The organism is Vibrio sp. 1CM23M (assembly GCF_023161755.1).
Lineage (GTDB): Bacteria > Pseudomonadota > Gammaproteobacteria > Enterobacterales > Vibrionaceae > Vibrio > Vibrio coralliirubri.
Window position 1 is genome coordinate 128,672 of record NZ_JALNTR010000008.1, and the last position, 26,549, is coordinate 155,220.

The 26,549-nt window shown below is 39.2% G+C and carries 23 protein-coding genes and 1 pseudogene; 18 read left to right on the forward strand and 6 right to left on the reverse strand.

The window, feature by feature from the left end; genetic code table 11:
* Positions 1 to 123 precede the first annotated feature (123 nt).
* Complete coding sequence (locus MSG35_RS19635) at positions 124 to 1,287, forward strand: nucleotide sugar dehydrogenase (RefSeq protein ID WP_248384826.1); 1,164 nt, start codon at positions 124 to 126, stop codon at positions 1,285 to 1,287.
* A 124-nt stretch (positions 1,288 to 1,411) separates the two neighbouring features.
* Positions 1,412 to 2,050, forward strand: a complete 639-nt coding sequence (locus MSG35_RS19640; protein WP_248384827.1) for a TetR/AcrR family transcriptional regulator — start codon at positions 1,412 to 1,414, stop codon at positions 2,048 to 2,050.
* A 264-nt stretch (positions 2,051 to 2,314) separates the two neighbouring features.
* On the opposite strand, the gene MSG35_RS19645 is transcribed toward MSG35_RS19640, so the two are convergent.
* From MSG35_RS19645 to MSG35_RS19665, 5 genes are all read right to left on the reverse strand, one after another.
* The gene (locus MSG35_RS19645) at positions 2,315 to 3,466 is read right to left on the reverse strand and encodes a peptidoglycan DD-metalloendopeptidase family protein (protein WP_248384869.1); all 1,152 of its coding nucleotides are present in this window, start codon (positions 3,464 to 3,466) and stop codon (positions 2,315 to 2,317) included.
* 159 nt (positions 3,467 to 3,625) lie between these two features.
* Entirely contained in the window at positions 3,626 to 4,447 is an 822-nt protein-coding gene (cysE, locus tag MSG35_RS19650; RefSeq protein ID WP_009847961.1) for a serine O-acetyltransferase, read from the reverse strand.
* Between the two features lie 176 nt (positions 4,448 to 4,623).
* Positions 4,624 to 5,679 carry an NAD(P)H-dependent glycerol-3-phosphate dehydrogenase gene (gene gpsA / locus MSG35_RS19655; RefSeq protein WP_248384828.1) on the reverse strand — a complete coding sequence of 352 codons (1,056 nt, stop codon included), beginning with the start codon at positions 5,677 to 5,679 and terminating at the stop codon, positions 4,624 to 4,626.
* Between the two features lie 196 nt (positions 5,680 to 5,875).
* Positions 5,876 to 6,343 carry a protein-export chaperone SecB gene (gene secB, locus MSG35_RS19660; RefSeq protein WP_009847959.1) on the reverse strand — a complete coding sequence of 156 codons (468 nt, stop codon included), beginning with the start codon at positions 6,341 to 6,343 and terminating at the stop codon, positions 5,876 to 5,878.
* Positions 6,344 to 6,430: 87 nt separating this feature from the next.
* Positions 6,431 to 6,865: a rhodanese-like domain-containing protein gene (locus MSG35_RS19665; RefSeq protein ID WP_016786319.1), complete on the reverse strand. Its 435-nt coding sequence runs from the start codon at positions 6,863 to 6,865 to the stop codon at positions 6,431 to 6,433.
* Positions 6,866 to 7,173: 308 nt separating this feature from the next.
* Between MSG35_RS19665 and cysD the strand changes: the two genes are divergently transcribed.
* The 15 genes and pseudogenes from cysD (at position 7,174) to MSG35_RS19740 (ending at position 23,321) form a co-directional block, all read left to right on the forward strand.
* The gene (gene cysD, locus MSG35_RS19670; RefSeq protein ID WP_248384829.1) at positions 7,174 to 8,088 is read left to right on the forward strand and encodes a sulfate adenylyltransferase subunit CysD; all 915 of its coding nucleotides are present in this window, start codon (positions 7,174 to 7,176) and stop codon (positions 8,086 to 8,088) included.
* 54 nt (positions 8,089 to 8,142) lie between these two features.
* Positions 8,143 to 9,858: an SLC13 family permease gene (locus MSG35_RS19675; protein ID WP_248384830.1), complete on the forward strand. Its 1,716-nt coding sequence runs from the start codon at positions 8,143 to 8,145 to the stop codon at positions 9,856 to 9,858.
* Positions 9,859 to 9,877: 19 nt separating this feature from the next.
* Complete coding sequence (gene cysC / locus MSG35_RS19680; RefSeq protein WP_248384831.1) at positions 9,878 to 10,507, forward strand: adenylyl-sulfate kinase; 630 nt, start codon at positions 9,878 to 9,880, stop codon at positions 10,505 to 10,507.
* Between the two features lie 2 nt (positions 10,508 to 10,509).
* Positions 10,510 to 11,472: a DHH family phosphoesterase gene (locus MSG35_RS19685; RefSeq protein WP_248384832.1), complete on the forward strand. Its 963-nt coding sequence runs from the start codon at positions 10,510 to 10,512 to the stop codon at positions 11,470 to 11,472.
* Between the two features lie 53 nt (positions 11,473 to 11,525).
* On the forward strand, positions 11,526 to 12,944 hold the full coding sequence (gene cysN, locus MSG35_RS19690; protein WP_248384833.1) for a sulfate adenylyltransferase subunit CysN: 1,419 nt from the start codon (positions 11,526 to 11,528) through the stop codon (positions 12,942 to 12,944).
* Positions 12,945 to 13,022: 78 nt separating this feature from the next.
* Entirely contained in the window at positions 13,023 to 13,745 is a 723-nt protein-coding gene (locus MSG35_RS19695; protein ID WP_248384834.1) for an ABC transporter permease, read from the forward strand.
* On the forward strand, positions 13,742 to 14,392 hold the full coding sequence (locus tag MSG35_RS19700; RefSeq protein ID WP_248384835.1) for an ABC transporter ATP-binding protein: 651 nt from the start codon (positions 13,742 to 13,744) through the stop codon (positions 14,390 to 14,392). The genes MSG35_RS19695 and MSG35_RS19700 overlap by 4 nt, the downstream gene beginning before the upstream one ends.
* Positions 14,392 to 16,779, forward strand: a complete 2,388-nt coding sequence (locus MSG35_RS19705; protein ID WP_248384836.1) for a glycosyltransferase family 2 protein — start codon at positions 14,392 to 14,394, stop codon at positions 16,777 to 16,779. The genes MSG35_RS19700 and MSG35_RS19705 overlap by 1 nt, the downstream gene beginning before the upstream one ends.
* The gene (locus tag MSG35_RS19710) at positions 16,776 to 17,759 is read left to right on the forward strand and encodes a glycosyltransferase (RefSeq protein ID WP_248384837.1); all 984 of its coding nucleotides are present in this window, start codon (positions 16,776 to 16,778) and stop codon (positions 17,757 to 17,759) included. Before MSG35_RS19705 ends, MSG35_RS19710 begins: the two co-directional genes overlap by 4 nt.
* Positions 17,752 to 18,561: a glycosyltransferase gene (locus MSG35_RS19715; protein WP_248384838.1), complete on the forward strand. Its 810-nt coding sequence runs from the start codon at positions 17,752 to 17,754 to the stop codon at positions 18,559 to 18,561. The genes MSG35_RS19710 and MSG35_RS19715 overlap by 8 nt, the downstream gene beginning before the upstream one ends.
* A gap of 5 nt (positions 18,562 to 18,566) precedes the next feature.
* Positions 18,567 to 19,766: a sulfotransferase family 2 domain-containing protein gene (locus tag MSG35_RS19720; protein WP_282449999.1), complete on the forward strand. Its 1,200-nt coding sequence runs from the start codon at positions 18,567 to 18,569 to the stop codon at positions 19,764 to 19,766.
* Positions 19,767 to 19,768: 2 nt separating this feature from the next.
* A complete protein-coding gene (locus tag MSG35_RS19725) occupies positions 19,769 to 20,788 on the forward strand; it encodes a hypothetical protein (RefSeq protein WP_248384840.1) in 1,020 nt (339 codons plus the stop codon).
* Between the two features lie 151 nt (positions 20,789 to 20,939).
* Entirely contained in the window at positions 20,940 to 21,794 is an 855-nt protein-coding gene (locus MSG35_RS19730) for a sulfotransferase family 2 domain-containing protein (RefSeq protein ID WP_248384841.1), read from the forward strand.
* A 176-nt stretch (positions 21,795 to 21,970) separates the two neighbouring features.
* A complete protein-coding gene (locus MSG35_RS19735) occupies positions 21,971 to 22,549 on the forward strand; it encodes a hypothetical protein (RefSeq protein ID WP_248384842.1) in 579 nt (192 codons plus the stop codon).
* Positions 22,550 to 22,557: 8 nt separating this feature from the next.
* Positions 22,558 to 23,321 (forward strand): annotated as a pseudogene (locus tag MSG35_RS19740) (capsular biosynthesis protein).
* An 87-nt stretch (positions 23,322 to 23,408) separates the two neighbouring features.
* Here the strand turns inward: MSG35_RS19740 and MSG35_RS19745 are convergent.
* A complete protein-coding gene (locus MSG35_RS19745; RefSeq protein WP_248384843.1) occupies positions 23,409 to 25,280 on the reverse strand; it encodes a nucleoside-diphosphate sugar epimerase/dehydratase in 1,872 nt (623 codons plus the stop codon).
* A 174-nt stretch (positions 25,281 to 25,454) separates the two neighbouring features.
* Here MSG35_RS19745 and MSG35_RS19750 point away from each other — a divergent pair, with 174 nt between their 5' ends.
* Positions 25,455 to 26,399: an SDR family oxidoreductase gene (locus tag MSG35_RS19750; RefSeq protein WP_248384844.1), complete on the forward strand. Its 945-nt coding sequence runs from the start codon at positions 25,455 to 25,457 to the stop codon at positions 26,397 to 26,399.
* Positions 26,400 to 26,549: the final 150 nt, after the last annotated feature.

Consider the following 26,549-nt stretch of genomic DNA (forward strand, 5'->3'; position numbering starts at 1 on the left):
ATCGCGAGTATAGCAAGGAATGGTAAAGACGAGCTAGTGGAATAATTCCTTAAGCGGAGTATGATATGAGCAGATTAGTCTTAAATAAGTGCGCAATAAGCACTAGAAATTATAGGTATTATCATGAAAATTGCAGTTGCGGGTACCGGTTATGTAGGATTATCCAATGCTATGTTGTTGGCACAAAACCATGAAGTGGTAGCGGTTGATATTGTTGAAGACAAAGTAACTATGCTTAATAAAAAGCAATCTCCAATTGTTGATAGTGAGATTGAACACTTTTTATCGAGTAAGAAGCTTAACTTTAGAGCAACAACAGACAAAGCAGCATACAAAGATGCTGAGTTTGTCATCATTGCAACACCTACGGATTATGATCCTAAAAATAACTATTTCAACACGTCCTCCGTTGAATCTGTTATCAAAGATGTTATGGAAATAAACCCAGATGCTGTAATGGTCATCAAATCAACGGTTCCTGTAGGTTACACCGCACAGATCAGAGAAGATCTCGGTTGTGAAAACGTTATGTTCTCACCAGAGTTTTTACGTGAAGGTAAGGCTCTGTATGATAATCTACACCCATCACGTATTATCGTTGGTGAGTGCTCTGAACGCGCTAAAGTGTTTGCGAATCTGCTAGTTGAAGGCGCAGAAAAAGAGAACATCGATGTTTTGTTTACTAACTCAACAGAAGCAGAAGCAGTAAAACTGTTCTCAAATACCTACCTGGCGATGCGTGTTTCTTATTTCAATGAGCTTGATTCTTACGCGGAAGCGCATGGTTTGGATTCTCGTCAGATCATCGAAGGTGTGGGTTTAGACCCTCGTATTGGTAATCACTACAACAACCCTTCATTTGGTTACGGTGGTTACTGCCTGCCTAAGGACACCAAACAGCTGTTAGCTAACTATCAAGATGTACCAAACAACATTGTGGGTGCCATTGTTGATGCTAACCGCACTCGTAAGGACTTCATTGCAGATTCAATTATTAAGCGCTCGCCTAAAATTGTCGGTATTTATCGTTTGATCATGAAGGCCGGTTCAGACAACTTCCGTGCGTCGTCGATTCAAGGAATTATGAAGCGTTTGAAAGCTAAAGGTATTGAAGTGGTCGTATTCGAACCTGTTTTAGAAGAAGAGCACTTCTTTAACTCGAAGGTTTATTCTGACCTGGAAGAGTTCAAAGCCGTATCGGATGTGATTGTATCCAACAGAATGGTCGATGAAATATCAGACGTTGCAGATAAGGTATACACAAGAGATCTGTTTGGCAGTGATTGATTACAGCGTGATTGATAGAAGGTTAGTTTTAGCGCTTGCTAATTCGACCAGATGTTAACAGCTCGATCTATCCGTTTAGTGGCGATATACTGAGTCACTAAACGGATAGGGATACTAATTACTAATGAAAACACGTGACAAGATTGTTTACGCTGCACTAGAGCTTTTTAATGAGCACGGCGAGCGTAGTATTACGACCAATCATATTGCTGAACATATTGAGATTAGCCCTGGCAACCTCTACTACCACTTCCGCAACAAACAAGAAATTGTCCGTGATATCTTTACTCTCTATTCGACAGAGTTACTTGAAAGATTCACACCGATTCAAGGGCAGCAAGAAAGCCTCACGCTACTAAAGAGCTACTTAGATTCTATCTTCACGCTGATGTGGAAGTACCGATTCTTCTATGCGAACCTACCTGAAATATTGTCACGTGATGAAAAACTCCATTTTGATTACATGGCTGTACAAGAAAAACTGCAAACTAATCTTGTCGACATTATGAGAGCCTTTGTTGAGTTGAACTTGCTCAAAGCAACGGATACGGAAATGAAGTCTATGGTTACTTCTCTTCACTTGATCGCATCGGGTTGGTTAGCTTATCAATCGGCGATGTCTCCAAAAGCTCAAATCACTGAGCAAGTGGTACATCAAGGAATGTTGCAGATGATCGCGACCGTTAAACCGATTGCGACTGCTCAAGGTTTTGAACAGCTGACATTATTGGAAGATGGTGTAAGGGCGTTGAACTCTAAGTAGAAAGAGACGAGTAAGCGAGATACGGGATTTGAAGATCGGGAAAGAGCAGGTTTGAGTGGGGGGGGGGATATGAACCGCGACGTCATTCCCTACAGCGAGGTACGAGCGTGATAGGGAATCTCTCTTTATCCTTGAGGCTAACAATGTAGTAGCGAGATTCCAGATATTTCGTTCCTCAATTCTGGAATGACGAAGCCTGATAAATACAAATTCAGAGATTTTTCGCTCTTCGCATCTCGGTTACTCGAATCCCTCATCTGATCTTTACCTAACCAACCAACTCTTCGGGTTTTGAGCTTGGCTGTTTCGGCGGATTTCAAAGTACAATGATGGACGAGTTTGGCCGCCAGTGTCACCAGCAAGCGCAATCGCTTCGCCCGCTTTAACCTTGTCACCTTCTTTCTTTAAAAGTGCTTGGTTAAAGCCATAGAGCGTCATATCGCCTTTACCGTGGTCAAGTAGTACCACTAATCCATAGCCACGCAGATACTCGGCAAATACCACCGTGCCTGAGTACACCGATTTTACCTGCTGACCGTACTTGGCATTGATCACCATGCCTTTCCAATTAACTTGACCCGTTTGGCTTGAACCATAGCTATGCAGAACTTTGTCTTTGATCGGCCAAGGTAGTTTGCCTTTGCGTTTAGCTAAACCATCCATAGGAACGGCGTTTCGTCTTTCGCGAGCCGCTTTCTCTGCTTTCGCTATTTCAGCTTTTAGGCGCGTTTCATTTCGCTGAAGCTCTGCTAAGTAATTTTTGTCGCCAGAAATATTCTTCTTAATACTACCGACGGTTTTCTTACGTTGTGTTTGGGTTTTGGCTAACGTATCGCGCTTGGTGGTTTGTTGTTTTAGCAGTATTGCTATCTGTTCTTGCTCGAGTTGACGCTGTTTATGGCTCTCTTCTAGTTCAAGTTGCGTCTGTTCAATCGTGTTGATTGTTGCGGAACGCGCTTTGGCAAGGTGCTGGTAATAGTGACTGATGCGATCTTCTTCTACGCCTGTGTTGAGGATGTGAGAAGACGCTTTAGCTCGACTTGTCATGTAGTAAGTCTGAATCAGTTGTTCTAACTTATCGGTATGGACTTTTTTCTGAATAGTAAGCGCTTTAATTTTAGTGTCTAAGTTAGCAATATTTGCATTAGCCGTATTGAGTTGCTTTTTACTGTCTAGAATCGCTTTTTCAAGCGAAGCAATGGATAGCTCTTGTTTCTTGAGGCTTGCTTGTAGACTATCGAGCTTTTTCTGCTGTGAGGATAGGTTTTTTTGTTGGCGAGATATTTCACTCGATACGCCTTTCAGCTCTCCCTGAGAGGCGGAAAATGACGATGTAGACAAAATAGCAACACCAAGACTGGCAGATATCAAAAGAGTCCGGCTAATAGCTCGAATTTGTTTCATCATTATCGTCATTTTGCTCTTATTCATTATCAACAGCTGCTTTTAAATCTTTTCGCATCTCGATTACTCGCATCCCGTGACTGCTCTTAGTTTTTCGAATTTCGCTGAATCGAATCCCGCATCCGCTTTTAAGTTCTTCACATCTCGGTTACTCGAACCCCGAATCTGCTCTTAAATCCCATCACCATGGATGAAGTTCTGAGAGCGACCGTTAAACCCTTGATCCATATCCAAAGACGGCTTGTCAGTTTTCGGTTTTCCAACAATTTTTGCAGGAACACCAGCGACAGTCGTATGAGGCGGTACGGCTTGAAGAACCACAGAGCAAGAACCAATCTTAGCACCTTCGCCCACTTCAATATTGCCGAGGATTTTAGCACCTGCACCAATCATCACGCCTTCGCGGATCTTAGGGTGACGATCGCCGCCTTCTTTACCGGTACCACCAAGGGTCACGTCTTGAAGAATCGATACATCATTTTCTACGACAGCGGTTTCACCTATCACAATGCCTGTCGCATGGTCGAGCATGATCGCTTTACCGATACGAGCTGCTGGGTGAATATCCACTTGGCAAGCAACCGAAATTTGATTCTGTAGGTAAGTGGCAAGTGCAATACGACCTTGCTTCCACAACCAGTTAGCCACTCGGTAACCTTGAAGGGCGTGGTAGCCTTTCAGATAAAGTAAAGGCATCGAGTACATCTCGACGGCAGGATCTCGATTGACCGTGGCGCAGATATCACAAGCGGCAGCATCAATAATCGATTGGTCCTGCTTGAATGCTTGTTCAACCACTTCGCGCACTGCCATTGCAGGCATTGAAGCTGTTTTTAGCTTGTTTGCTAGGATGTAGCTAAGGGCTGCGCCTAAACTTTCATGGTTGATGATCGTGGCATGATAAAAACTCGCAAGCATAGGTTCTTGCTCCGACTGCTGTCGAGCTTCCTTCACAATGCATTGCCAAACTTTTTGTTGTTCACAGTGTTTCATTTTACCATCCATTATTTTTAAGGGGCAGATGCGAGTGACAAGATACGAGTAACGAAAAGCATTGTCGTCGAACGTTTGAAGGCGCTCTTTATCTTTTCGTTACTCGATTACCCGAATCTCGTATCCGCTCTTATTCTTTTCGCATCTCGATTACTCGAATCCCGTATCTGCTCTTTCTATCTTTCTGACTTCTTGTCTCGTGCAAGTAGATCTTGTGCTGCTAAGTGTGCATCTTTCCCTTGATACAACACTTGATAAATTTGTTCAACAATTGGCATCTCAACGCCCATGCGTTCTGATAATAACCAAACTTCTTTGGTGTTGCGATAACCTTCAACGACTTGGCCTATTTCTTCTTGTGCGGTATCTACATCTTTGCCTGCGCCAAGTGCCAAACCAAAGCGACGGTTACGTGATTGGTTATCAGTACAGGTTAGTACTAAGTCACCCAACCCTGCCATGCCCATGAAGGTTTCTGGTTGCGCGCCAAGAGCTGCACCTAATCGGCTCATTTCTGCCAAGCCGCGAGTGATGAGTGCGGTACGAGCATTAGCACCAAAGCCAATACCATCCGACATGCCTGCGCCAATTGCGATAACATTCTTCACTGCGCCGCCAAGCTGCATACCAATGAAATCTGAGTTTGCGTACACGCGGAATGTTTTACCGCAGTGAATTTTTTCTTGAAGCTCTTCTAGGAAAACTTCATCAGGTGAAGCGACAGATATAGCCGTTGGCATGCCCATCGCTAACTCTTTGGCGAAGGTCGGCCCTGATAGAACCGCTAACGAGTAACCATCCCCCAGCACATCGTGCGCGACATCTTTAAGCAGGCGGCCTGTTTCTGGCTCTAAGCCTTTGGTCGCCCAGCAGATGCGAGAGTCTGAGGCTAAGTAAGGTTTAACGCTGTTAAGCACAACGCCAAATACGTGGCTTGGGACGACAAGCAAAAGGTCTCGGCTTGAAGTCACGGCTTTTTCTAAGTCAGATTCAATTATCAGACTTTCTGGGAATTCTATATTTGGTAGAAACTCATTGTTCGCACGCTCTGATTCAAGGCGATTCATATGAACAGGGTCATGTCCCCAAAGAACAACATTGGCACCGTTACGCGCTAGAGAGATCGCTAAAGATGTCCCATAAGAACCTGCGCCAATCACTGTCATCGCAATGTCTTTACCGTAAGCGCTGTCTTTACCGTAAGCGGCTGTCGCGCGAGTTGTTTCTGTCATGCTTCCACCTAAAAATAATGAGGGAAATCGAAGAGTTCTTGAAATGTTTTCTAAATTAAGAAGAAAAAGCTCTCTATCAAAATACAGTGTAAATAAAAAATGCACATCGCAGAAGCTGCGATGTGCATTTAAAAGCTAAGCTTCTTATAACATAAGCTATTTAAGCGTTTGTTAGAGTTAAGTTCTACTGTGAGACTTAAGCCTGTTCGCCTTCAGCTTGTTGAGCTTGGTTTTGTAGGTAGTTCATGAACAAAGCATCAAAGTTAACTGGCGCTAGGTTCAGTTGTGGGAACGTACCTTTAACCACTAGGCTAGAAATCGTTTCACGAGCGTATGGGAACAGGATGTTCGGGCAGAATGCACCTAGACAATGAGCCAGTTGGCCGGCTTCCATTTCGCTAGCAGAGAAGATGCCGCCTTGTTGAACTTCACAAAGGAATGCAGTGTCTTCTGCGTTCTTAACAGTAACAGTTAGACGTAGGATTACTTCGTATACGCCTTCGCCAAGTTCACGGCTTTGAGTGTCTAGGTCCAGTTTTACATCTGGGTTCCACTCTTTTTGAAACATGTCTGGAGAGTTTGGCGCTTCGAAAGATACGTCTTTTAGGAAGATACGTTGGATTGCGAAGTTTTGTTGTGCGTCTTGTTGTGCTGCTTCAGCCATTTTCTTGTCCTTAAAAATTTAAATTAGGTTTGTTCGTCATATCAGCCGAACAAAACCTTAAAGTCATATTCGTGTAATCGGGTCAGCTTACTTCTTGCCTTTAACCAAAGGTAAGTTAGCTTCGCTCCAAGCTACCAAGCCACTTTTCAGTACGCTTACGTTTTCGAAACCTGCTTTAACCAGTAGGTTAGCGCTTTCTTGAGCAGTTTGACCTGTCTTGCATACTACGATGATTGGGTCTGCTTTGTGGCTTTCAAGGCTACCAAAGCTATTTGCTTTGATATCTGACGGCAAAATGTGAACTGCGTCCGTAATATGGCCCTTTTTGAACTCATCCTTAGTACGAATATCAACCACAACACCGTTTTCACGGTTAATCATGTGTGTGGTTTGCGCCGCCGTGATCTCTTTGTAGGCTGCGTTTGATGTCTTGATAACGTTCGCAATGATGGCAACAACCAAGCCGATCCATACGATGGCTAAAATCATATTCTCTTGAACAAATGGAACTAACTCTTGCATGTCTTGAACTCTTATTCGTTATTGGGCGAAAAACTATAGGTCAGGAGTATAGCGAGGTTTTGGGTTTGGTGTATAGGCTTTAGCTCTCAGTCTTTATTACGGAATTTATCGTTGATTTGCCTCTTGAGTTACGAAATGAGAGAATAGTTTGATTTGTTGATGGTTACTGACCCATAGTGCGTAGTGTGGTTTCGCTTAATACTAATGGGCGGTAGCGTGCCTGATTAAGGCGCAACCTGTTGGTTTGATGGCCTTATATGATTAGACGTTAAGTGCTAGTTATTGATAATTAGATATAGAGTATGACAATGAAGATTACCCCTGAAAAAATGACTCACTTAAAGCAATTGGAAGCTGAATCTATCCATATTATGCGAGAAGTGGCTGCTGAGTTTGATAATCCTGTGATGTTGTATTCTGTGGGCAAAGACTCTTCTGTGATGCTTCACCTAGCACAAAAAGCGTTTGCCCCAGGTACACCTCCGTTCCCACTTATGCACGTTGATACCACGTGGAAATTCAAAGAAATGATTGAATTTCGCGATTACATGGCAGAGAAAGTTGGAATGAAGTTGATTGTTCATCAAAACCCTGAAGGTGTGGCTATGAACATTAATCCGTTTGTGCATGGTAGCTCCAAACATACTGACATTATGAAAACTCAAGGTTTAAAGCAGGCTCTAGATATGCACGGTTTTGATGCAGCTTTTGGTGGTGCGCGACGCGACGAAGAAAAATCTCGAGCGAAAGAACGAGTTTACTCTTTCCGTGATGAACACCATCGTTGGGACCCAAAAAACCAGCGTCCTGAGCTATGGAATATTTACAATGGTAAGGTTAACCAAGGTGAAAGCATCCGCGTATTCCCATTGTCTAACTGGACAGAGTTAGATATCTGGCAGTATATATACCTAGAAAATATTGAAATTCCGGGTTTATACCTATCTAAGCCTCGCCCTGTGGTTGAGCGTGATGGTATGTTGATTATGGTTGATGATGAGCGTATGGAACTTAAAGAAGGTGAAGTCGCAGAAGAAAAAATGGTGCGTTTTCGCACTCTTGGCTGCTATCCACTAACGGGGGCTGTTGAATCTGAAGCAACAACTCTCCCTGAAGTTATCCAAGAGATGCTACTGACGACTACTTCAGAGCGTCAAGGGCGTGCCATTGACCACGATAGCTCTGGTTCGATGGAGAAGAAAAAGCGTGAAGGTTACTTCTAATCCGGGCTAGGACTGCTGTCTCGTTACTTTGAATATTACTTGAGTTACCAGAGTATGATTGTCACCGCGTGTGTTCTTGTTGGATTGATTGCAGCATTAATAAGTAATCGCTTTCGAGCTAGTTACGTGTTTATTTGTGCTGTTGCCGTACTCTATGTATTCGGACAAGTTTCTCAAAAAGTCGTTTTCTCAGCAGCTACAAATAGTTCTGTCATCACATTGCTGCTTTTACTGCTTTCTTCTCTTGTGCTAGAAAAGACAGCTTTGCTTAATTGGGCGGCTAAAACTCTATCTCATAGTGATTATTGGCAATCTTTGCTTCGGTTGGGGGGGCTAGGGGCGTTAAGCTCTAGCGTACTAAACAATACTGCAGTAGTAGCAACCCTGATGGGAAGCGTACTAAAAAACCCGTTTCACGCTCCCAAAAAGCTCCTAATACCCTTGTCATATTTCTCCATTCTTGGAGGGACCTTAACCTTAATAGGAACTGCAACTAACCTTGTTGTTAGCGGCTTACTCGAAGGGCAAGGCTACCCTGGATTGACAATCTTCGCTTTCTTCCCGGTAGGTGTATGTTTGTTACTCGGTTGTGGCTTGATGGTGATTATAGTCTCTCGCTTTCTGCCTAATGAACCTGTAAAGATGGAGTCATCTGGAAACTACTTTTTGGATGCGGAAGTTGAGGACGGTAGTAAACTCGCGGGTAAAAGTGTATTGGACAACGGCTTACGTTCTCTAGATGGTCTTTTCTTGACAGAGATAATTCGTGATAAACAGCTTATATCTCCCGTATCTCCAAGTGAAAATATATTAGTAGGGGATAAGCTTGTATTTAGCGGTGACGTTTCTGAAGTTAAGCAGCTTACTTCTTTTCATGGATTAAAGCTTTACGTTGAAGAAGAATTTGAACTTGACAAGAATCTAGTAGAAGTGTTGGTGAGCCCTGAATCTATCTTGATAGGAAAAACTTTAAAACAAGTTGAGTTTCGGTCTCGCTTTGATGCTGCTGTAGTCGCAATTGCACGACAAGGTAAGCGTATCTCTGGCAAGCTCGGGGAATGTATTATTCAGAGTGGTGATAAATTCATTCTTGCTGTCGGAGATGATTTTAAAAAACGACCTAATTTATCGCGAAACTTCTTTTTGTTAAGCGATAAGTCAATAAAAAGCCCTTTATCCAAACCCCAAAATCTATTTGGAATTTTAGGTTTCATCTTTTCCATAGCTATAGCAGCGTGTACTCGTCTAGAACTGATCGAAACCTTGTCTGGTTTCTTGTTGTTATCTTTGGCTTGCAAAATTATTGATGGCACTCAATTAAGACGACGTTTCCCATTTGAACTGTTAACGATTCTTGTATCGGCTTTATGTATTGCCAGTGCATTTTCTAGTAGCGGTCTAGCTTTAGCATTGACTCAATCCTTTGAGTCGGTTGCAGGACATTTATCGCCATCTTGGATGTTGGTCGGCGTGTTGGTTTTGACTATTCTATTAACTGAAATTATGACTAATACTGCTGCCGCCGCCATTATGCTACCAATATCATTAGCATTAGCTACGACTTTTAATATTGATTATTTACCGCTAGCTATGGCTGTAGCCTATGGAGCGAGTGCCTCCTTTATAAGCCCATTTGGATACCAAACAAACCTAATGGTGATGAATGCGGGGGCGTATTCCTTTTTAGATTTTGTCAAAGTCGGTTGGGTGGTTACTATTTCATATGTAGTAATCGCCGCAATTGCTATTCCGATGGTCTTCCCATTTTAGTTTTATATGAGTTGCAATAATGAAATCTCCTTACGTAACAAAAGATAATGATTCTGTCAGCGATGATGTTGTCTGGCATGACTCTACGGTGACGCACGAGCAGCGCGCTAAACAAAAACAGCAGACACCAGTAGTTCTGTGGTTTACAGGGTTAAGCGGATCAGGAAAATCAACAGTTGCTAATGCAGTCGAAAGTAAATTATTAAGTTTAGGTAAGCACAGCTATTTACTTGACGGAGATAACGTACGTCACGGTCTAAATAAAGATCTGAGCTTTAGTGATACAGATCGTATAGAGAATATTCGCCGTATTGGAGAAGTCGCGAAGCTATTTGTGGATTCGGGCATCATCGTATTGACAGCCTTTATTTCTCCTTTCATTGCTGACCGAGAACAAGCCCGAGCGTTACTATCGGCAGGAGAATTCCTAGAGGTGTTTATTGATACACCGTTGTCGGTATGTGAGCAGCGTGACCCTAAAGGGCTTTACCAGAAAGCACGCTCCGGTGAGATTAAAAACTTTACAGGCATTGATTCGAAATATGAAACGCCGCTGAATGCTGAGATTCATATTGAAACAGAGGGTAAATCTATAGAAACATGTGCTGAAGCCGTTATTAATCGATTAGCGAAGTTAGGATATATTTAATTATGCATTACGATGTATTCAATGGCGATGCTGATGGGATTATTGCCCTACTTCAATTACGTAATGCGGAGCCTAAATGCTCAAAACTCATAACAGGTGTGAAACGTGATATTAAGCTTTTACAAAGTGTAGCGAAAGAAAGTGATGTCAGTGGTTGTACTATTTTAGATATATCGATGGAGAAGAACATTGATGCACTTTACAACCTAATTGAAAGAGACATCCCTCTTTTCTATTGTGATCATCACCGTACGGGAGAAGTCCCCCAAGCAGATAACTTTACGGCCCTCATTAACCTAGATGCAAATACCTGCACAAGCCTGTTGATTAATCAGCATTTAGCTGGGCGATATGCTGATTGGGCCATAGTTGGTGCTTACGGTGACAACATGTTCACCAATGCTGAGCAATTAGCTGAGGTTATCGGATTAAATCAGGATGAAAGAGCATTTCTAAAAGAGTTGGGTACTTTAATTAACTATAACGGTTATGGATCGTCAATTGACGATTTACATATCGATCCGGCTGAGCTATTCGAACAACTGATTAATTACCCTTCCCCTTTCGAACTAAAGAGAGATCTAAGTTCTCCTTATTACGATCTCAAAAACGGGTATGAGGCTGATAACCAACACGTTGAATCGATAGTGCCCGCTAATACCTCTAATGTAGCAACGATCTATCAACTGCCTTGTGAGCCTTGGGCGAGACGTATTAGTGGTGTCTTTGGTAATGCATTAGCTAACCAGGCACCAGACAAAGCGCATGCGGTTTTAACGCTGAATGAGAACCAGCAAGACTTCACAGTGAGTGTGCGCGCCCCTTTAAATAATCGAACAGGTGCCGATGAGGTTTGTAGTCAATTTTCGACCGGAGGGGGACGAAAAGCCGCTGCGGGCATTAATGCTCTACCTGTCGACGAGAAAGACAAATTCATTGAAATTTTAAATCACTTTTATAAATAAATTAGGTCGGTTTGAAGAGTAGAAATTCAAGCCTAGAAAAGTAAGGAAAGACCATGTCACATAGTTCAGAACTCATTGCTCAAGATATTGAAGCCTACTTAAAAGTGCATGAAAACAAAGATTTATTGCGTTTTTTAACCTGCGGAAACGTAGATGATGGTAAGTCGACACTGATCGGCCGTTTACTCTTTGACAGCAAGTTGATTTATGAAGACCAGATGGCTGCAATCGAGAAGGACTCTCAGAAATTCAATACCACAGATGAATCATTTGATTTGGCTTTGCTAGTCGACGGTTTGCAGTCTGAGCGTGAGCAAGGTATTACGATTGATGTAGCTTACCGATATTTCTCTACTGATAAGCGCAAGTTTATCATTGCTGACACTCCGGGGCATGAGCAATATACACGTAATATGGTCACAGGTGCTTCAACATGTGATCTGGCTATCGTGATGGTCGATGCTCGTTATGGCATTCAAACACAGACCCGACGTCATAGTTACATCTGTTCGTTATTAGGTATTAAGCACATCATTGTAGCTATCAATAAAATGGATCTGATGGAATACAGCCAGGAGGTTTATCAACAGATTAAAGCGGATTACCGTGAAATGGCGAAAAATTTCAATATTGATGATATTCGCTTTGTGCCTATCTCTGCACTTAAGGGTGATAACGTAGTAACCCCAAGCGAAAAAATGGATTGGTACCCGGGGGCGACATTAATGAAGCTGCTAGAAACGGTTAAGGTCGATAAAGACAAGAACTTGGAACACATGCGTTTCCCTGTACAGTATGTGAACCGACCAAACCTAGATTTTCGTGGTTTCTGCGGCACGTTAGCTTCAGGCCAAGTTCAGGTAGGTGATGACGTTACAGCACTGCCATCAGGTAAATCATCTAAAGTGAAATCGGTATTTACGCACGATGGTGAATTAGAAACAGCACAGCCAGGCCAAGCGATTACCATCACACTTGAAGATGAGATTGATATCTCTCGTGGCGATATGATTGTTCATACAGGCCATGAGCCTAAAGTGACCAATCAGTGTGAAGCTCACCTAGTTTGGATGGGTGAACAGCCAATGCTGACGCACAAAGAGTACCTATTTAAGTTCGCGACAAAGAGCTGTTCAGGCAAAGTGGCTAGTATTGCGCATAAAGTGGATGTGAACACGCTAGAGAAACATGCTGAAGAGGCAGAAAGCTTAGAGCTTAACGAGATTGCGTTGACTAACATAAAGCTTGCTGACAATGTTGCGATGGATGAGTACCAGCAATTGCCGCAAACAGGTGCATTTATTGTTATTGACCGTATTAACAACGTGACTGTTGGTGCGGGGATGGTTAGTGTTATTTCAGATAAAAGAAATAATGCTACTGGTCGTATTTATACCGAAGCAGAAAAAGCATTAAATAAATTTATTCGCCAACAGTTCCCTGAGTGGGGCTGCTTAGAAATAGAAAGCTAGAAAGGTTTGGTTTTAATTTCTATGAATTTGAAAATTAAAAATTATATTCAGTTAATAGATACTATGGCTAGGATGAGAATGAAATCTCAAGCCAATAGATTTATGCTAAGTTATTTATGGTGGTTCTTAGAACCACTTTTATTTGTAGGCATGTTCTTTGTCATATTTGGATATGTGCTAGATCGAGGAGGGGATAGATACTTTGAGTTCCTTGTGGTTGGGAAAATTGTCTTTATGTGGTTCTCTAAAGGTGTAACTATGGGGTCGAATAGTCTGGTGCAAAATAAAGGAATTATTGGGCAGTCATCTATTCCGAAATGGATATTTCCAATTGTAAATACGCTCGAAGCTACCTATAGAACATTAATTGCATTTTTAATATTAGCAATAATTATATTGTTTAATTTTAGTGGTAATTTCCTAATGTGGCTGCAACTAATTCCATTATCATTTATGACACTGTGGTTTATCTTGTCTCTATCCATGGTTTTATCCGTATTAGTTTCTTTTGCTGAAGATATTTCACAAATTATATCATTACTCATGATGGGGATGTTGTTTAGTTCTGGTATATTCTGGGATGTTAACCAAATTAGCAACAGCGAGATCTCTTATTTAATATTTGCCCTCAACCCTCTAGCCTTATACATAGACTCATATAGAGAAGTGCTATTACATGGAGAGATTGTAGACTACTCTAGATTTGGATTTGCAATGTTGACTAATATTATATTTACTTTGGTTTCTATTGGTTTGTTTTATTATGGTAATAATAAAATAACAAGGCGGCTTTTCTCATGAATGAAAACATTGTATTACAAGCTAGGGATTTGTCTTTGAGCTATAAAATAAGAACTAGCTTATTTAACGTGTTTGAGCATAAAGCTATTGACAGTCTTTCTCTTGAACTTTACGAAGGTGAAGTTCTTGGAATAATAGGAAGAAATGGAGCAGGTAAATCTACGTTATTAAAACTACTAGCTGGAGTACTAACCCCAGATAGTGGTGAAATTAATGTGAAAGAAGGATATAGTCGAGCGCTATTATCTCTAGGACTGGGTTTTAATGGTTTTTTGACTGGAAGAGACAATGCAATAATTAGCACTATGTTGAATGGATATTCAAAAAAAGAAGCTGTTAGTTTAGTCGATAATATAAAAGAATTTTCTGAACTTGGAGAATTCTTTGAGCAACCAGTGCGTACCTATTCCAATGGAATGAAATCTAGGTTGGGGTTTGCAACAGGGGTTTTGAACGATGTAGACATACTCATGATCGATGAAATACTGAGTGTGGGTGATAAAAAATTTAAGAAAAAAGCGCAAGATGTCATGTTAGAGAAACTTAGAGGGAATAAAAGCGTACTATTTGTTTCCCATAATACTGAACAGATCAATAAACTCTGTACAAGAGTTGTAGATTTAGACCAACGAAAAGGGGATCAGTAATGAAAGAAAATCCATTTATCATCTGGACGTTCAGAAGAAGTGGCGGAACTAACTTAGCGCATAAACTAATTACTAGCTCCACTTTTGATACTGTTGAGCATGAACCATTTAATAGAGATCGTATATTCAGCTACGTAACCAATCAATGGTTACATAATAGGGATATCGTTGAGTTGGAGCATGCTTTACGAGAAATTCTATCTAGACGTATTAACTTTAAGCATTGTTTGGAAATAATTCCACAAGAAATAAATGAACTTATTGCAAGGTTAAGTATTGAGTATGGATATAAACATTTGTGTTTATATCGGGAGAATTCGCTATCAAGGCTACTTAGCCTACAATATTCAGTGGACACAGGGAATTGGGGCGAGGGTTCTGGCAATAGAGCCACTGTAGACATATCTAATAAATTATTGCCAATAAAAAAATTGATTAAACATGAATTGTCTGCTAGAAAAAATTTAGAGGACATATTTCATTATCTCGAATCAAATACTTCTCAAAATGTTTACTATATAAGCTTTGAATCCATTTTTAAATCTGATAGATTCGAAGGGATTTATTTAGCGAAGCAGTTGTTCTCTGAGTTATGTCCAAATTTTACTATAGATGAAAGTGGCTCTCAAATAGAAAATTTATTTACCAGAGGTAAGCAAGGGACATCCTCTGAGTATAACAAATACGCTAATTATGATGAGTTTAAAATAAAAGCTCAAGAAATTATGACTTTTACACCAATAAAAAAACCAGAGAGACCTTCCATTGTTGTTGACGGTATCAATATACGTTTCATTAACGCTATAAATAAAGGGAAGGTTCATGCTTTGTTGGATGCAAATATCAATAACGAACAAGAGAGTGTTAAAGGCATACTAGAGAATAATAGCTTTCATTTTGAGTACCAAGGAAACTATGTTTCGGAAGAGCTTGAGGATAATATTAACATGAGAACATTAGGAAAAGATCCATTAGTTAGTGTGGTTATACCGACATATAATGTTTCAAGCTATATCAAAAGGTGCTTGGATAGTGTAATAAATCAATCGTATAAAAACATCGAAATATTGGTGATTGATGATGTGGGTCAAGATGATTCTATTGATAAGGTAAAGTCATATGATGATGAACGAATTGAAATAATTACACATGAAAAAAATAAAGGATTGGCCGGTGCAAGAAATACAGGTATTGAGCGCGCAAAAGGACAGTTTATTTTGTTCCTGGATTCTGATGACTATATAGATGATAAGCTCATAGAAAAATGTATATATACGCAGTTTTTGGATGACGTGGATGTCGTAGCCTTTAGTTCTCAACATGTGGATGATAATGGGAATCTTTTCCCTGTAGAATGGTTTGAAAAATATAGTGGTGAGACACACAGTAGCTCTAATATAAAAGAAAGAAATTCTCATAATATTATTGCATGGGACGTCGCTGCATGGAGTAAGCTGATTAGATTGGATTTTTTGAAGGATAATGATATTACTTTTCAGGAAGAGCAACGATACTTTGAAGATCACTATTTTTCAGCTAAGCTTTACTCAATGGAGGCGAACTTTTCATATATCGATGAAAAGCTCCATTATTATTATAGGCGCTCAGATGATAACAATAAGTCAATTACGCAGATCGTTAGTCCTTTAGTAAGTTACTATCGTTCAAGGATGATGAAGGAAGTGTCAACTATGCTTCGAGAGCGTGAAGTTGATTACCGTGATGTTTTTTTTCCTGTGTATTATACTCTGTATAAACATGTAGTTTTTGAAGCTTTTGACTTGAAGGAATACCAACGAGATGTCTACAACAATGTTAGGTTAGCTTTTCGTGGGTTAGAGGGTCTAAGCACCGCCAAAGAAGCAGAGCTTTGGGAGATGGATTTGGCATTCCTAATTCAACACTATTCCTTTGAAGAGTTTACAGCAAAGTTTAAACCTGTCTGGAAGTGGAGCGTTAGCGATCTGAAAGAGTGTTTACCGAATGAACTACAGTGCCAACTACAGTGCCAACTAGATGACTATACTGTCCAACATAAACCAGTATTATCTGTCACACCGGGTCTTATGGTAAGTGCGGTCATATTTGCGTCTCTGTCGGTAGTTAAGTTGCGTTTGATGAATTGGAGAGAGTTCAAACTTCGAGTTAGGGACTTCCATATTATTCGAAAACTAGGAGTAGTTAGCTCGACAAGTGCATCGAAGCTATTAACGATCTTCGACTATGTTACGGGCGGTGAAGAAAAAGGGCATAAGATAAATGACAAATTCAGTGCAAGTAAATACTTGGAAAATAATCCGTCGCTAGAAAGTATGAGTATGGGACTATATTCACATTTTTTGTTTTATGGTAAGGCCCAAAGAAGAAATATAGAAGGTCAAGGTTGAAAGTTTCTATATTAATACCATGTTATAATGCTAGTAAGTATATAAAAGGCTGTATCGACAGTCTCTTATTACAAAGCATGGGTGATTTTGAAATAGTGATTGTTGATGACGGCTCTACTGATTCATCTTTGGAAATTATTAAATCTTATAGTGACAAAAGAATTAAGTTAATAGATCTTGAAAAAAATGTTGGGATAACCAATGCATTGAATGTTGGCTTGAGATATTGTGAAGGCCAATTTATTGCAAGGATGGATGCTGACGATATAGCATTACCATATAGATTAAGTAAGCAAGTTGATTATTTAGAGAAACATCCTGATTATATTGCTGTAGGAAGCTCAATTATTAACTTCGACGAGTTTGGAAATGAATCTCTAATTCCATATCCAGAATCGAATATGGATATCATATCTAATTTGTTTTTATTTGAAAGAACTATATGCCACCCTTCTGTGATGTTTCGAAGAAGTATTGTGACCAACTCTAAACTTGAATATAGTAAAAAATATATACATTGTGAAGATTTGTACTTTTGGTATCAGTTATCAAAGCTAGGAAAATTGCATAACATACAAGAGCCATTAATCAAGTACTATAGACATACCGAACAGATATCTAGTAAATATTCTGATGTGCAATTATATAACACGGAAAGATTATTATTCGACATTTATAAAGACTCAGATATCGAAATTTCTAAGTTTACAATAAGAAAGTTAACTAAACCTAGTACAGCTAATTTTATTAACGATAGTGATATCATAGATATAAAACGTCATTTGACCGATCTTCATATATCAAAGGAGATCGTAGAATCTACAATCAGGTTTAAGTCTATGAAGTTTAGCACTAATTTTGGTAAGTTGGCGATTCTTAAAGCTATAGCTAAGTTTGTTTTATTTAAACGAATTGGAGTGCTAGAGCGTGCTAATTTATTGTTTTGCTTTCTTAAGCTTAAAAGAGTTAAAAATGGATAAATTCAGTGTTTTGATGTCCACTTACCTGAATGACGACCCTTATAACCTTCACTTGTCTATGTCAAGCTTATGTGAGCAGAGTGTTAAACCAAATGAAGTGTTGCTTGTAATCGATGGCCCAATACCAGATGAAAATAGAGCTATTCTTCAATCATTTGTAGAACGACTTAATATTAAGTTCGTTCAACTACCAAATAACGTCGGTCTTTCAAACGCGTTGCGAATTGGTTTAGAAAAATGCAATTACGAATTAGTAGCAAGATTTGACACTGATGATATTTGTGAGAGCACGAGGTTCGAAGAACAGCTCAAAGTTTTTAATTTAGGAAATATAGATATCTGTGGTTCTTTTGCTGAGGTTATTGATGAAACAGGAGTACCTTTAGGAGAGCTTATTGTTCCATCCTCACATTATGATATTAGGAAGCTAATTTGGAGTTGCCCCCTAATACATCCTTCGGTAATGTATCGTAAGAGTAAGATCCTAAAAATTGGCTCATATAAAAAAAATATTAATTATCGACAGGAAGATTATGAACTTTGGATTCGAGCAATGGATGATAACTTAATATTTTTTAATATAGAAAAAAAACTTATTAAGTATCGAAAACCACATGGCTATTATAAACGGAATGGCATGTCAATTGGCATCAATAGATTTAAGATTGGGGTTTACCCTTGGATGAAGTATGATAAAAGACTTCTTTCATTACTTGCTCTCATATACCCAATTGTTAGGCCGATATTGTCTGTGAGTATTATTGAATTTATAACAAAAAAATTCGATCCGAGGAGGCGCTAAACTAGATGTCGATCTTTTCTGAACATGTATTATCGCGATTGCGTTACTCCTCGTTTGTTTTGGAATCAGAACAGGCTATTTATATCGAATGTACAAAGTGTGCATGCTCTAGTGTGAAAACAGCTTTATTAGAATACCTGGGAATTGATATTAGCTGTACCTATACACAAGGCGAATCTTCTTTTCCAATGTCAGTTCACGAACGTTCAAACTACGACATACCATCAATCGCATCGTATGATGTCCATCAAGTCACCAAATTAGTTACAGATTATTATATTTTTTCTATCGTAAGAAATCCTTACGCGAGGATTATATCTTCTTGGTCAGATAAGATTAGGCAAGAGGAGCCTAATTATATAGGAATTTGTAAAGAAATAAGAAAATTCAATAACCTTGGAAGTGACGATGATATTGACTTTAAATCTTTTGTTGAATGGCTTACTTTAACACAAGATCCTCTGAATTGTGAGCCTCATTGGCAATTGCAAACGGAGTTGATATCTTATAAGACGGTACCTATAGACAAGTTAATCTATTTAGAGAGTTTCTCAACGGACATAGACGACCTTCAACTGAGTCAAAGTTTGAAAGATATAATAAACAAAACTAAAGTTAATGAAAGTTTGCCTCTTGAGAAGCATTGGTCTAATTACTATACATCAGAGATCGCTGATAAAGTATATGACTTCTATCAAGATGATTTTATTGCGTTTGGTTACAGCAAGTTGTCCTGGTTAACTGATAAAGAGAAGCGTATTTTCGAACTGGATATTGATGTTGCTATATCTTCTATAAGAGCACGTAACCAAGTTATCTCTTATCTAAACGATAAGCTTTTGGCTTCACCTAAAAAGAATATATTAATTGTAACATCTGATTCCTTAGATTGTGTTGAGTCTAAAATATCATTTAACTGGGTTAATGTTGACTATCTGAATGCGAATGATATTGATGGGTTTGGTGGTTTTTCTACCAAATATGATAAAGTATTTTATCTAACTTCAAAGAATAGCTATCAGGATGTAATTAACTTTAAAAAGATATCCAAATTGTTTGGCTCATTGATAAGTTATTTGATCCTGGAAAATAAACATTCAATTAGAAATATGATTATAAAACATATTTTAAGTAGAGAGAATGTTGAATTTGAATTTCATAGCAATTATGAAAAACTAGTAAGAAAAATAGTATGGAATAACTAACTATGAAGACGTTAGTAGTTCTAACTGGACAGTTAAGATGTATCAATAATTTCTTTTCTTGGTACGTAAAACAAACTGTGGATTCAGACTTGATTGTAGTTACGGATAGTGATCAAGAGTCACTTCTAAAAGAATATAATCATTTAATCTACAAAAAATATTTTATTGATGAGGATGAATATCAGAAAAACTTGATGATATTTTTGCACTCTATCGATGAGGGGAATAAGCTATTGCAGTGGCAAAAGTTATATTACTCCTTCATTGAATGTGGACTGACTCAAGGTAAGTATGACAATGTAATAAGAGTTCGAAGTGATATCGATTACTCAAGTTTTACTTTACTTGATAGAAAAATCACCCCAGGTTCTATATATATGTATACAGATTATATATTTTGTTTTTCTTATGATGATTATAAATATATATCTGAGTTCTTTCTTCATTCTCTGACTAAATATTATGATGATGCTGAATCGTTAAAGATTGATAGTTTAGATATTTTGAAGAGAAACGATTTGAGAGCAGGACGATTTGAGTGGCTGGTTTATCCAAATACTCTTACAGATTATTATCCTAATTTTTCTGAATTGGCCAGATCACTGGATTTAATTCAAGGTAATGAGCTAGACTTCTCTTCAGGAAACTCTTCTTATAGGCTCAATTATAAAGACATAAAGTTTCCAAGTGAATCAGCTTTTGTTCATTACTTAGCTTCAAATCAATATTTTAGATTGAAACTCATTCAGAAGCTCACACTGCTTCCTGAAAGATTAGCGTACTCTTACCCTAATTTGGATTTTAGTAAACGATATTCCTTTAGTGAGCTAGAAAAAAAAGGAACTGTTACAAATAATCCAGAAGCATTGAAGGATATATCCAAGTTGTTTGAAGTTAGAGGGAATTATCATATGGCTTTATATTTTATTTATCAAGCTTATGTTATTAGACCTGAAGGTAATTATATAAAATCCAAGTTCTATGACTTGAAATTTAAGTATTTACATAATGAATTGTTGTAATGTTTTATGCTCATTTAAAATCGAGCAAATTGATTTTTAAATATAGTTTTTCCATTTTTTGGAATCTATTTATGTGAGGGTGGGTTAATTTTATTTATAATAATGAAATGTATGTTCACCTTGTGTTGTAATGTTTAATTTATGGAGTATCATGACTAACCTTCTTCGAGTTTACTTACAAAATGCTTCGCCATACCGTGAAACTTTGTCCTGTATTAACAGTACTTGTGGCTGTCGTGTTTCTAACTTTATATGGGTGTCCCATATTTATAATATTATCTATATTGAGACTCCCAAATGCGCCTGCTCCAGTATAAAGAGCAGTTTAGGTTTGATACCAAACGAAGAAATGTTTATTTTTTCATACTTGATGTTAAATCGACGCTATCTCTTGAAGCCTGATACTCGATTGGCGCTAAGTCCAATAGGGTTTGGTTATCGCCTAGAGTTATCTACATCTGAAGTTGATGGCTTGGTTAATTCAGTTTCTATGAAAATTGAACAGGGCAATTATTGTACTGACCCGATGGGCGAATTTGGTTTTTGTCATTACTTTGGTGATGTTGATACTTTAATAAAAGATAACCCTGACTATAAATTAACTTGTGTTGTTCGTGATCCTATCGATAGGTTTATGTCTGGCTTAAATATGTTCTATGATCCTGATGGATTCAAAAATAGGCGAATTCAACGGGTTAACCACTCTATGGCTCTTAGATCAGACATTAGTAATATTAATGACATTGTTGACGATATAGTAACTTACCCGAATCATCATTTTTCTCCTATTACCGATTTTATTGGCTCTAATACTACTGATATCGAGTTCATTGATATTAAAAATGTGAATGCTTGGTTGTCTCATAATTTTGGTATTGTCAAGCCATTGAGGAAAAATGTAAACAATGGTTATGTATTTGATAGAGAATCTCTAGGAGAGGATACCTTGAATCGTATCAAAGATATTTATAGTAAAGATTACGAAGTTATCGCTAGTATCTCCTAGTTGCTATCGTCTTGAATATCTCTACAACCTTGCACTGAATGAGTTGTTTGTCTTTGCCCGGTTACCAGATATGACAAGGAAGCAAATATTAACCCAAAGTATTATCATTCCTATCTATATGGCACTCAGAACCCGTTGCTAATGAGGTCAAAATCGACTCACTAGGCTCTCTGTTTTTGCAAAAGACGCACCAACGATTGCAAGAGTTTTGTCGCGCTAGGAATTACAACTGGGAACATCAGTGGCAGTTCAATGGTCAGCCATCTCTTAGCCTCAGAGAGCTACATCAAGCAAGTGAAGAATATCTACCAAGCAATGAGACAGCAATCCTCACGCATAGTGACTTATGTTTTAGCAATATCTTGTATGATTTTTGCAAAGACCGGATTAACGTGATTGATCCGAGAGGCGTTACTGCTAGTGATACTAAATCCATTTATGGTCATATTGAATACGATCTAACCAAGATCTGTCACTCTGCCATGGGCTTATATGATTGGGTCATTGCAGGCTATTATCAGGTGAGTATTGATGACTATCAGGTTCAGTTCTCCCTTGCTGATGCGACGCACTCGGTTAGTGCTCAACAGGTGTTTACTGATGCGCTTACCGAACAATACTCTCTGTCACGAGCTTCGTTATATGCCATGCAGATTCAGCTGTTATTATCTATGCTTCCTCTACATAGCGATGACCCACTAGGGCAGGATGCACTGATGGCGAACGCTTTTAGACTCTATTATCTAATGCTTTAGAGCTAGAAATGATCGTAATACCAATGGCGGGGCTAAGTTCATGCTTTTTTAAAGTAGGCTTCGAAAAACCTAAATATATGCTTGAGGCTCATGGGGAAACCTTATTTGAGCATGCTATCAAAAGCTTTGAACGATACTTTAGGTCTGATAGTTTCTTATTTTTAGTCCGCGATGTTCAAGGTACTCGCGGCTTTGTAGAGCAATAGGCTAAGGACTTAGGCATGCAATCGTTTAAAGTATAAGTGTTCGTTGAAGAGACTCGTGGCCAAGCCGAATCTGCTTATCTAGGAGCTGAGCACTATGTTGATGACCAGTAGCCTATCATTATCTTTAACATTGAAACCTTTCGCCAAGGGTTTATTTATCCACCTGAAATCCACCAGCGGGATGGCTATCTTGAAGCTTGCTCCGGAGAGGATGAAAATTGGTCATACGCTCGTCCGGTTACAAAAGGTAGTACTCAGTTATTGAGACTGCAGAAAAGCATCGAATTTCTGAATTGTGCTGTACAGGCCTCTATCAGTTCTCATCTTTGAAGGCTTTTCGTGAAAGCTACCTTAACTACCTATCGCTCCCAAAAGAGCTTTAGGATAAAGGAGAGCTATATGTAACTCCACTCTATAATTATCTAATCCAATAAGGTAATAATATCCACTACCATTTAATTGATCGTAGCGAGGTGATTTTCTATGGTGTTCCTGAGAAGCATTACGAATTCCTAGATAAAAAAGAATCAGAATCTAATTATAAGTTGATTGTTATTTTAGAATAAGTATAGTGGGTTTATGTAATGGGCGTATAGAAAGTGACTCTGACACCCCACATAGTGTAAGAATTGTAACTATCTAGAATATATAGATTAACTCTTTATTAGTGGCTGATATCCTGTTGAAGTATCTATTAGCATACGTTTTATGCACTTAATATCGAAGTCATGGCAACATGCATCCAGTTCTGACAGCAGGGGTTCCATCTCGCTCCAGCTTAGCGTATGCTCCCTTGCTGTCATGATTTTTTGATGACCAGTCCCTTCTACATTGTCACCAATCAACAGCTCTTCATAGAGCTTTTCACCAGGTCTTAAACCCGTAAATTTAATCTCGATATCACCTTCTTCATTTGAGCCTTGTGTAAACTCCTTCATCCCCATAAGATGGATCATGCGTTTTGCTAAATCATGTATCTTTACAGGTTCACCCATATCCAATACAAATACTTGACCATTGTTTCCCATCGCACCCGCCTGAATGACCAACTGTGCAGCTTCCGGTATTAGCATAAAATAACGAATAATATCAGGGTGCGTGACTGTAACAGGACCTCCTTGACGTATCTGTTCCTTAAATAGAGGTACAACAGATCCTGAAGATCCAAGTACATTACCAAAGCGAACCATGGTGAATGTCGTATTCGTTCCAGTACCAGCTAATGCTTGTAGGACCAGTTCGGCTAAGCGTTTACTTGCCCCCATTACATTTGTTGGGCGTACAGCCTTGTCTGTCGAAATTAAGGTGAAGTTCTCTACGCCCGTAGTAATAGCAGCTTGCGCGCATGCGAGTGTACCGTATACATTATTGCGAATGCCTTCAACAATATTGTCTTCAACTATAGGCACATGTTTATAGGCTGCAGCGTGATATAAGGTTTCAACCTTGTGAGCTGTCATGATTTTTTCTAATCGATTCTTACGCTGTACAGAACCAAGAGCGGCAATTATAGTGGTGTTTGACCCGAGTTTATTGACTGTATAAGTGAGTTCTTGGTCTATTTTATAGAGGTTGTATTCATTGAGTTCAAACAGAACTAGTGTCTTTGGCTTTTGCATTAAAATTTGTCGACATAACTCCGAACCAATTGAGCCACCAGCACCTGTGACCATCACACTCTTTGCTGTTATGTTTTGTGAGAGTAGGGCTTTATCTGGATCGACTGGTGCTCTGCCGAGTAGGTCGGCAATGTCTAAATCTTTAATCTCAGTTGCGCTAGCTTTACCCGCAGCAATATCTTCTACGGATGGTACTGACTGAACTGCAATGGGCCAGTTAGATAGTTTTTCTACGAGTCTTAGTCTTTCGCCTTTATTAATATTATTAATCGCTAGCAAGAGTTTTACTGGTTGATAAAGAGATTGAAGATGTTCAAATTCATTTGGATGATGAACTTTTAACCCAAATAAAATATTACCTTTTTTACTTGGGTCATCATCGAGTAGAGTGACGGGGTTGTATTCATCACCGTGTATCAAAGCGTATACAAGTTCACGACCAGTAGCGCCTGCACCGTAGATAAATACGTTTGGTTTTTTTCGCTTTACCATCTGGTCATAGACTGAACGAATTATAATTCTTGGTCCACCCAATGTAAGTATTGCTAGCCCGGCATAGATAAATGGGACACTTCTAGGGATAAAGGTGTGAAAAAAGAATCCGCACATAACTAAGGTTAGAGATGAGATAAACACGGCAAGAAATATATTCCCGACAGCAGGAAACATCATGTAACGTAGTACTGCTCGGTACATCCCCAGTTTTGCGAAGGTGTATACCGTAACTGAAATTGTAAGTAGTAATGTTACCCACTCGTCTAAACCTAGCTCAAATGTGTATGTGCCTAACCTTAAAGCGATTGCTAAATAAATTGATAACGCTATTGCAAATATGTCGTAACCAATACTGATTAAGCGTTTATTTTTCCGCTTGGTGTTGAAAATTGCGCGTATTGGCGTAATCATTATATTCCTTGGTGATTCTCTAATCAGGTTAGTAAGCTGTGGTTTAGTAATATCATAACTCGGATATTTTAATGTTCTTGGGTGCGGTAAGCTAGTTGTAATTGATTAATATGTGGTACTCAATAGTTTTACTGTTGATGCTGTTTGTTATTTGTACAGGTGAGGGTGTTGTTCGTGAAGATATTAGTAACGGGTAGTACGGGTTTTGTTGGTTCTCGAGTTACTGAGTTGTCAGAAGAACGTGATTGGGAAGTCGTCCCTGTAGTACGAAAAGCTAGTCAAATGCGGCCTAATAGCTTTGTTGTGCCTTCTATCGACTCAGCTACTGATTGGTCCGGCGCTTTTGACGGGATAGATTGCCTAGTGCATTGTGCGGCCCGTGTTCACCAAATGAATGAAACTGAACAAGAAGCTAAGGAAGCGTATCATGAGGTTAATACTCTAGGTACACTGAATTTAGCTCGCCAAGCTGCTGTTAATGGTGTGAAGCGCTTTGTATTTGTTAGCTCGATAAAGGTAAACGGTGAACAGACTGAGTGCGGGGAATCGTTTAAACCGAACTTAACCAGTGTTCCCGTCGACCCTTACGGCTTGAGTAAATATGAGGCAGAGGTTGGATTGCGAGAAATAGGAGAAAAAACTGGTTTAGAAGTCGTAATCATTCGCCCTCCTCTGGTTTATGGACCTGGAGTAAAAGCAAACTTTCTCTCTATGATGCGCTGGGTTGATAACGGTATTCCGTTGCCACTAGGCGCAATATATAATAAACGTAGCTTTGTATATGTTGATAATTTGGCAGATCTTATGTTGGCTTGCTGTAAGTACCCCCAAGCCGCTGGTGAGACATTTTTAGTCTCTGATGGCACAGATGTTTCAACCACGCAGTTACTGGTCTCTTTGGCTGCCACGATGAGGAGAAAGTCTCGATTGTTACCGATCCCTATGTCACTGATTGACTTTTCGGCCAAGCTTGTTGGTAAGCCACAGATCTCCCTGCGTGTATGTGGTAGTCTGCAAGTTGATATTTCTCATACTCATAAAATTTTAAGCTGGGTACCTTCTGTTACTTTCGAAGATGGTATCGAAAGAACGGTGCAAGCTTATATAGATACTAAGTAACTCGTCTCTCGTTACTGGGGTAATGGTTAAGTACGTACTTATTTGCTGGATGTAGTGGGATTCCTCTCATTCTGGGTAGTGGTTTAAGCTGTCATTTTGAAGGAGAGGAACGAACGTGATTCAGAATCGTTGATATGTTTATTGAAAGGT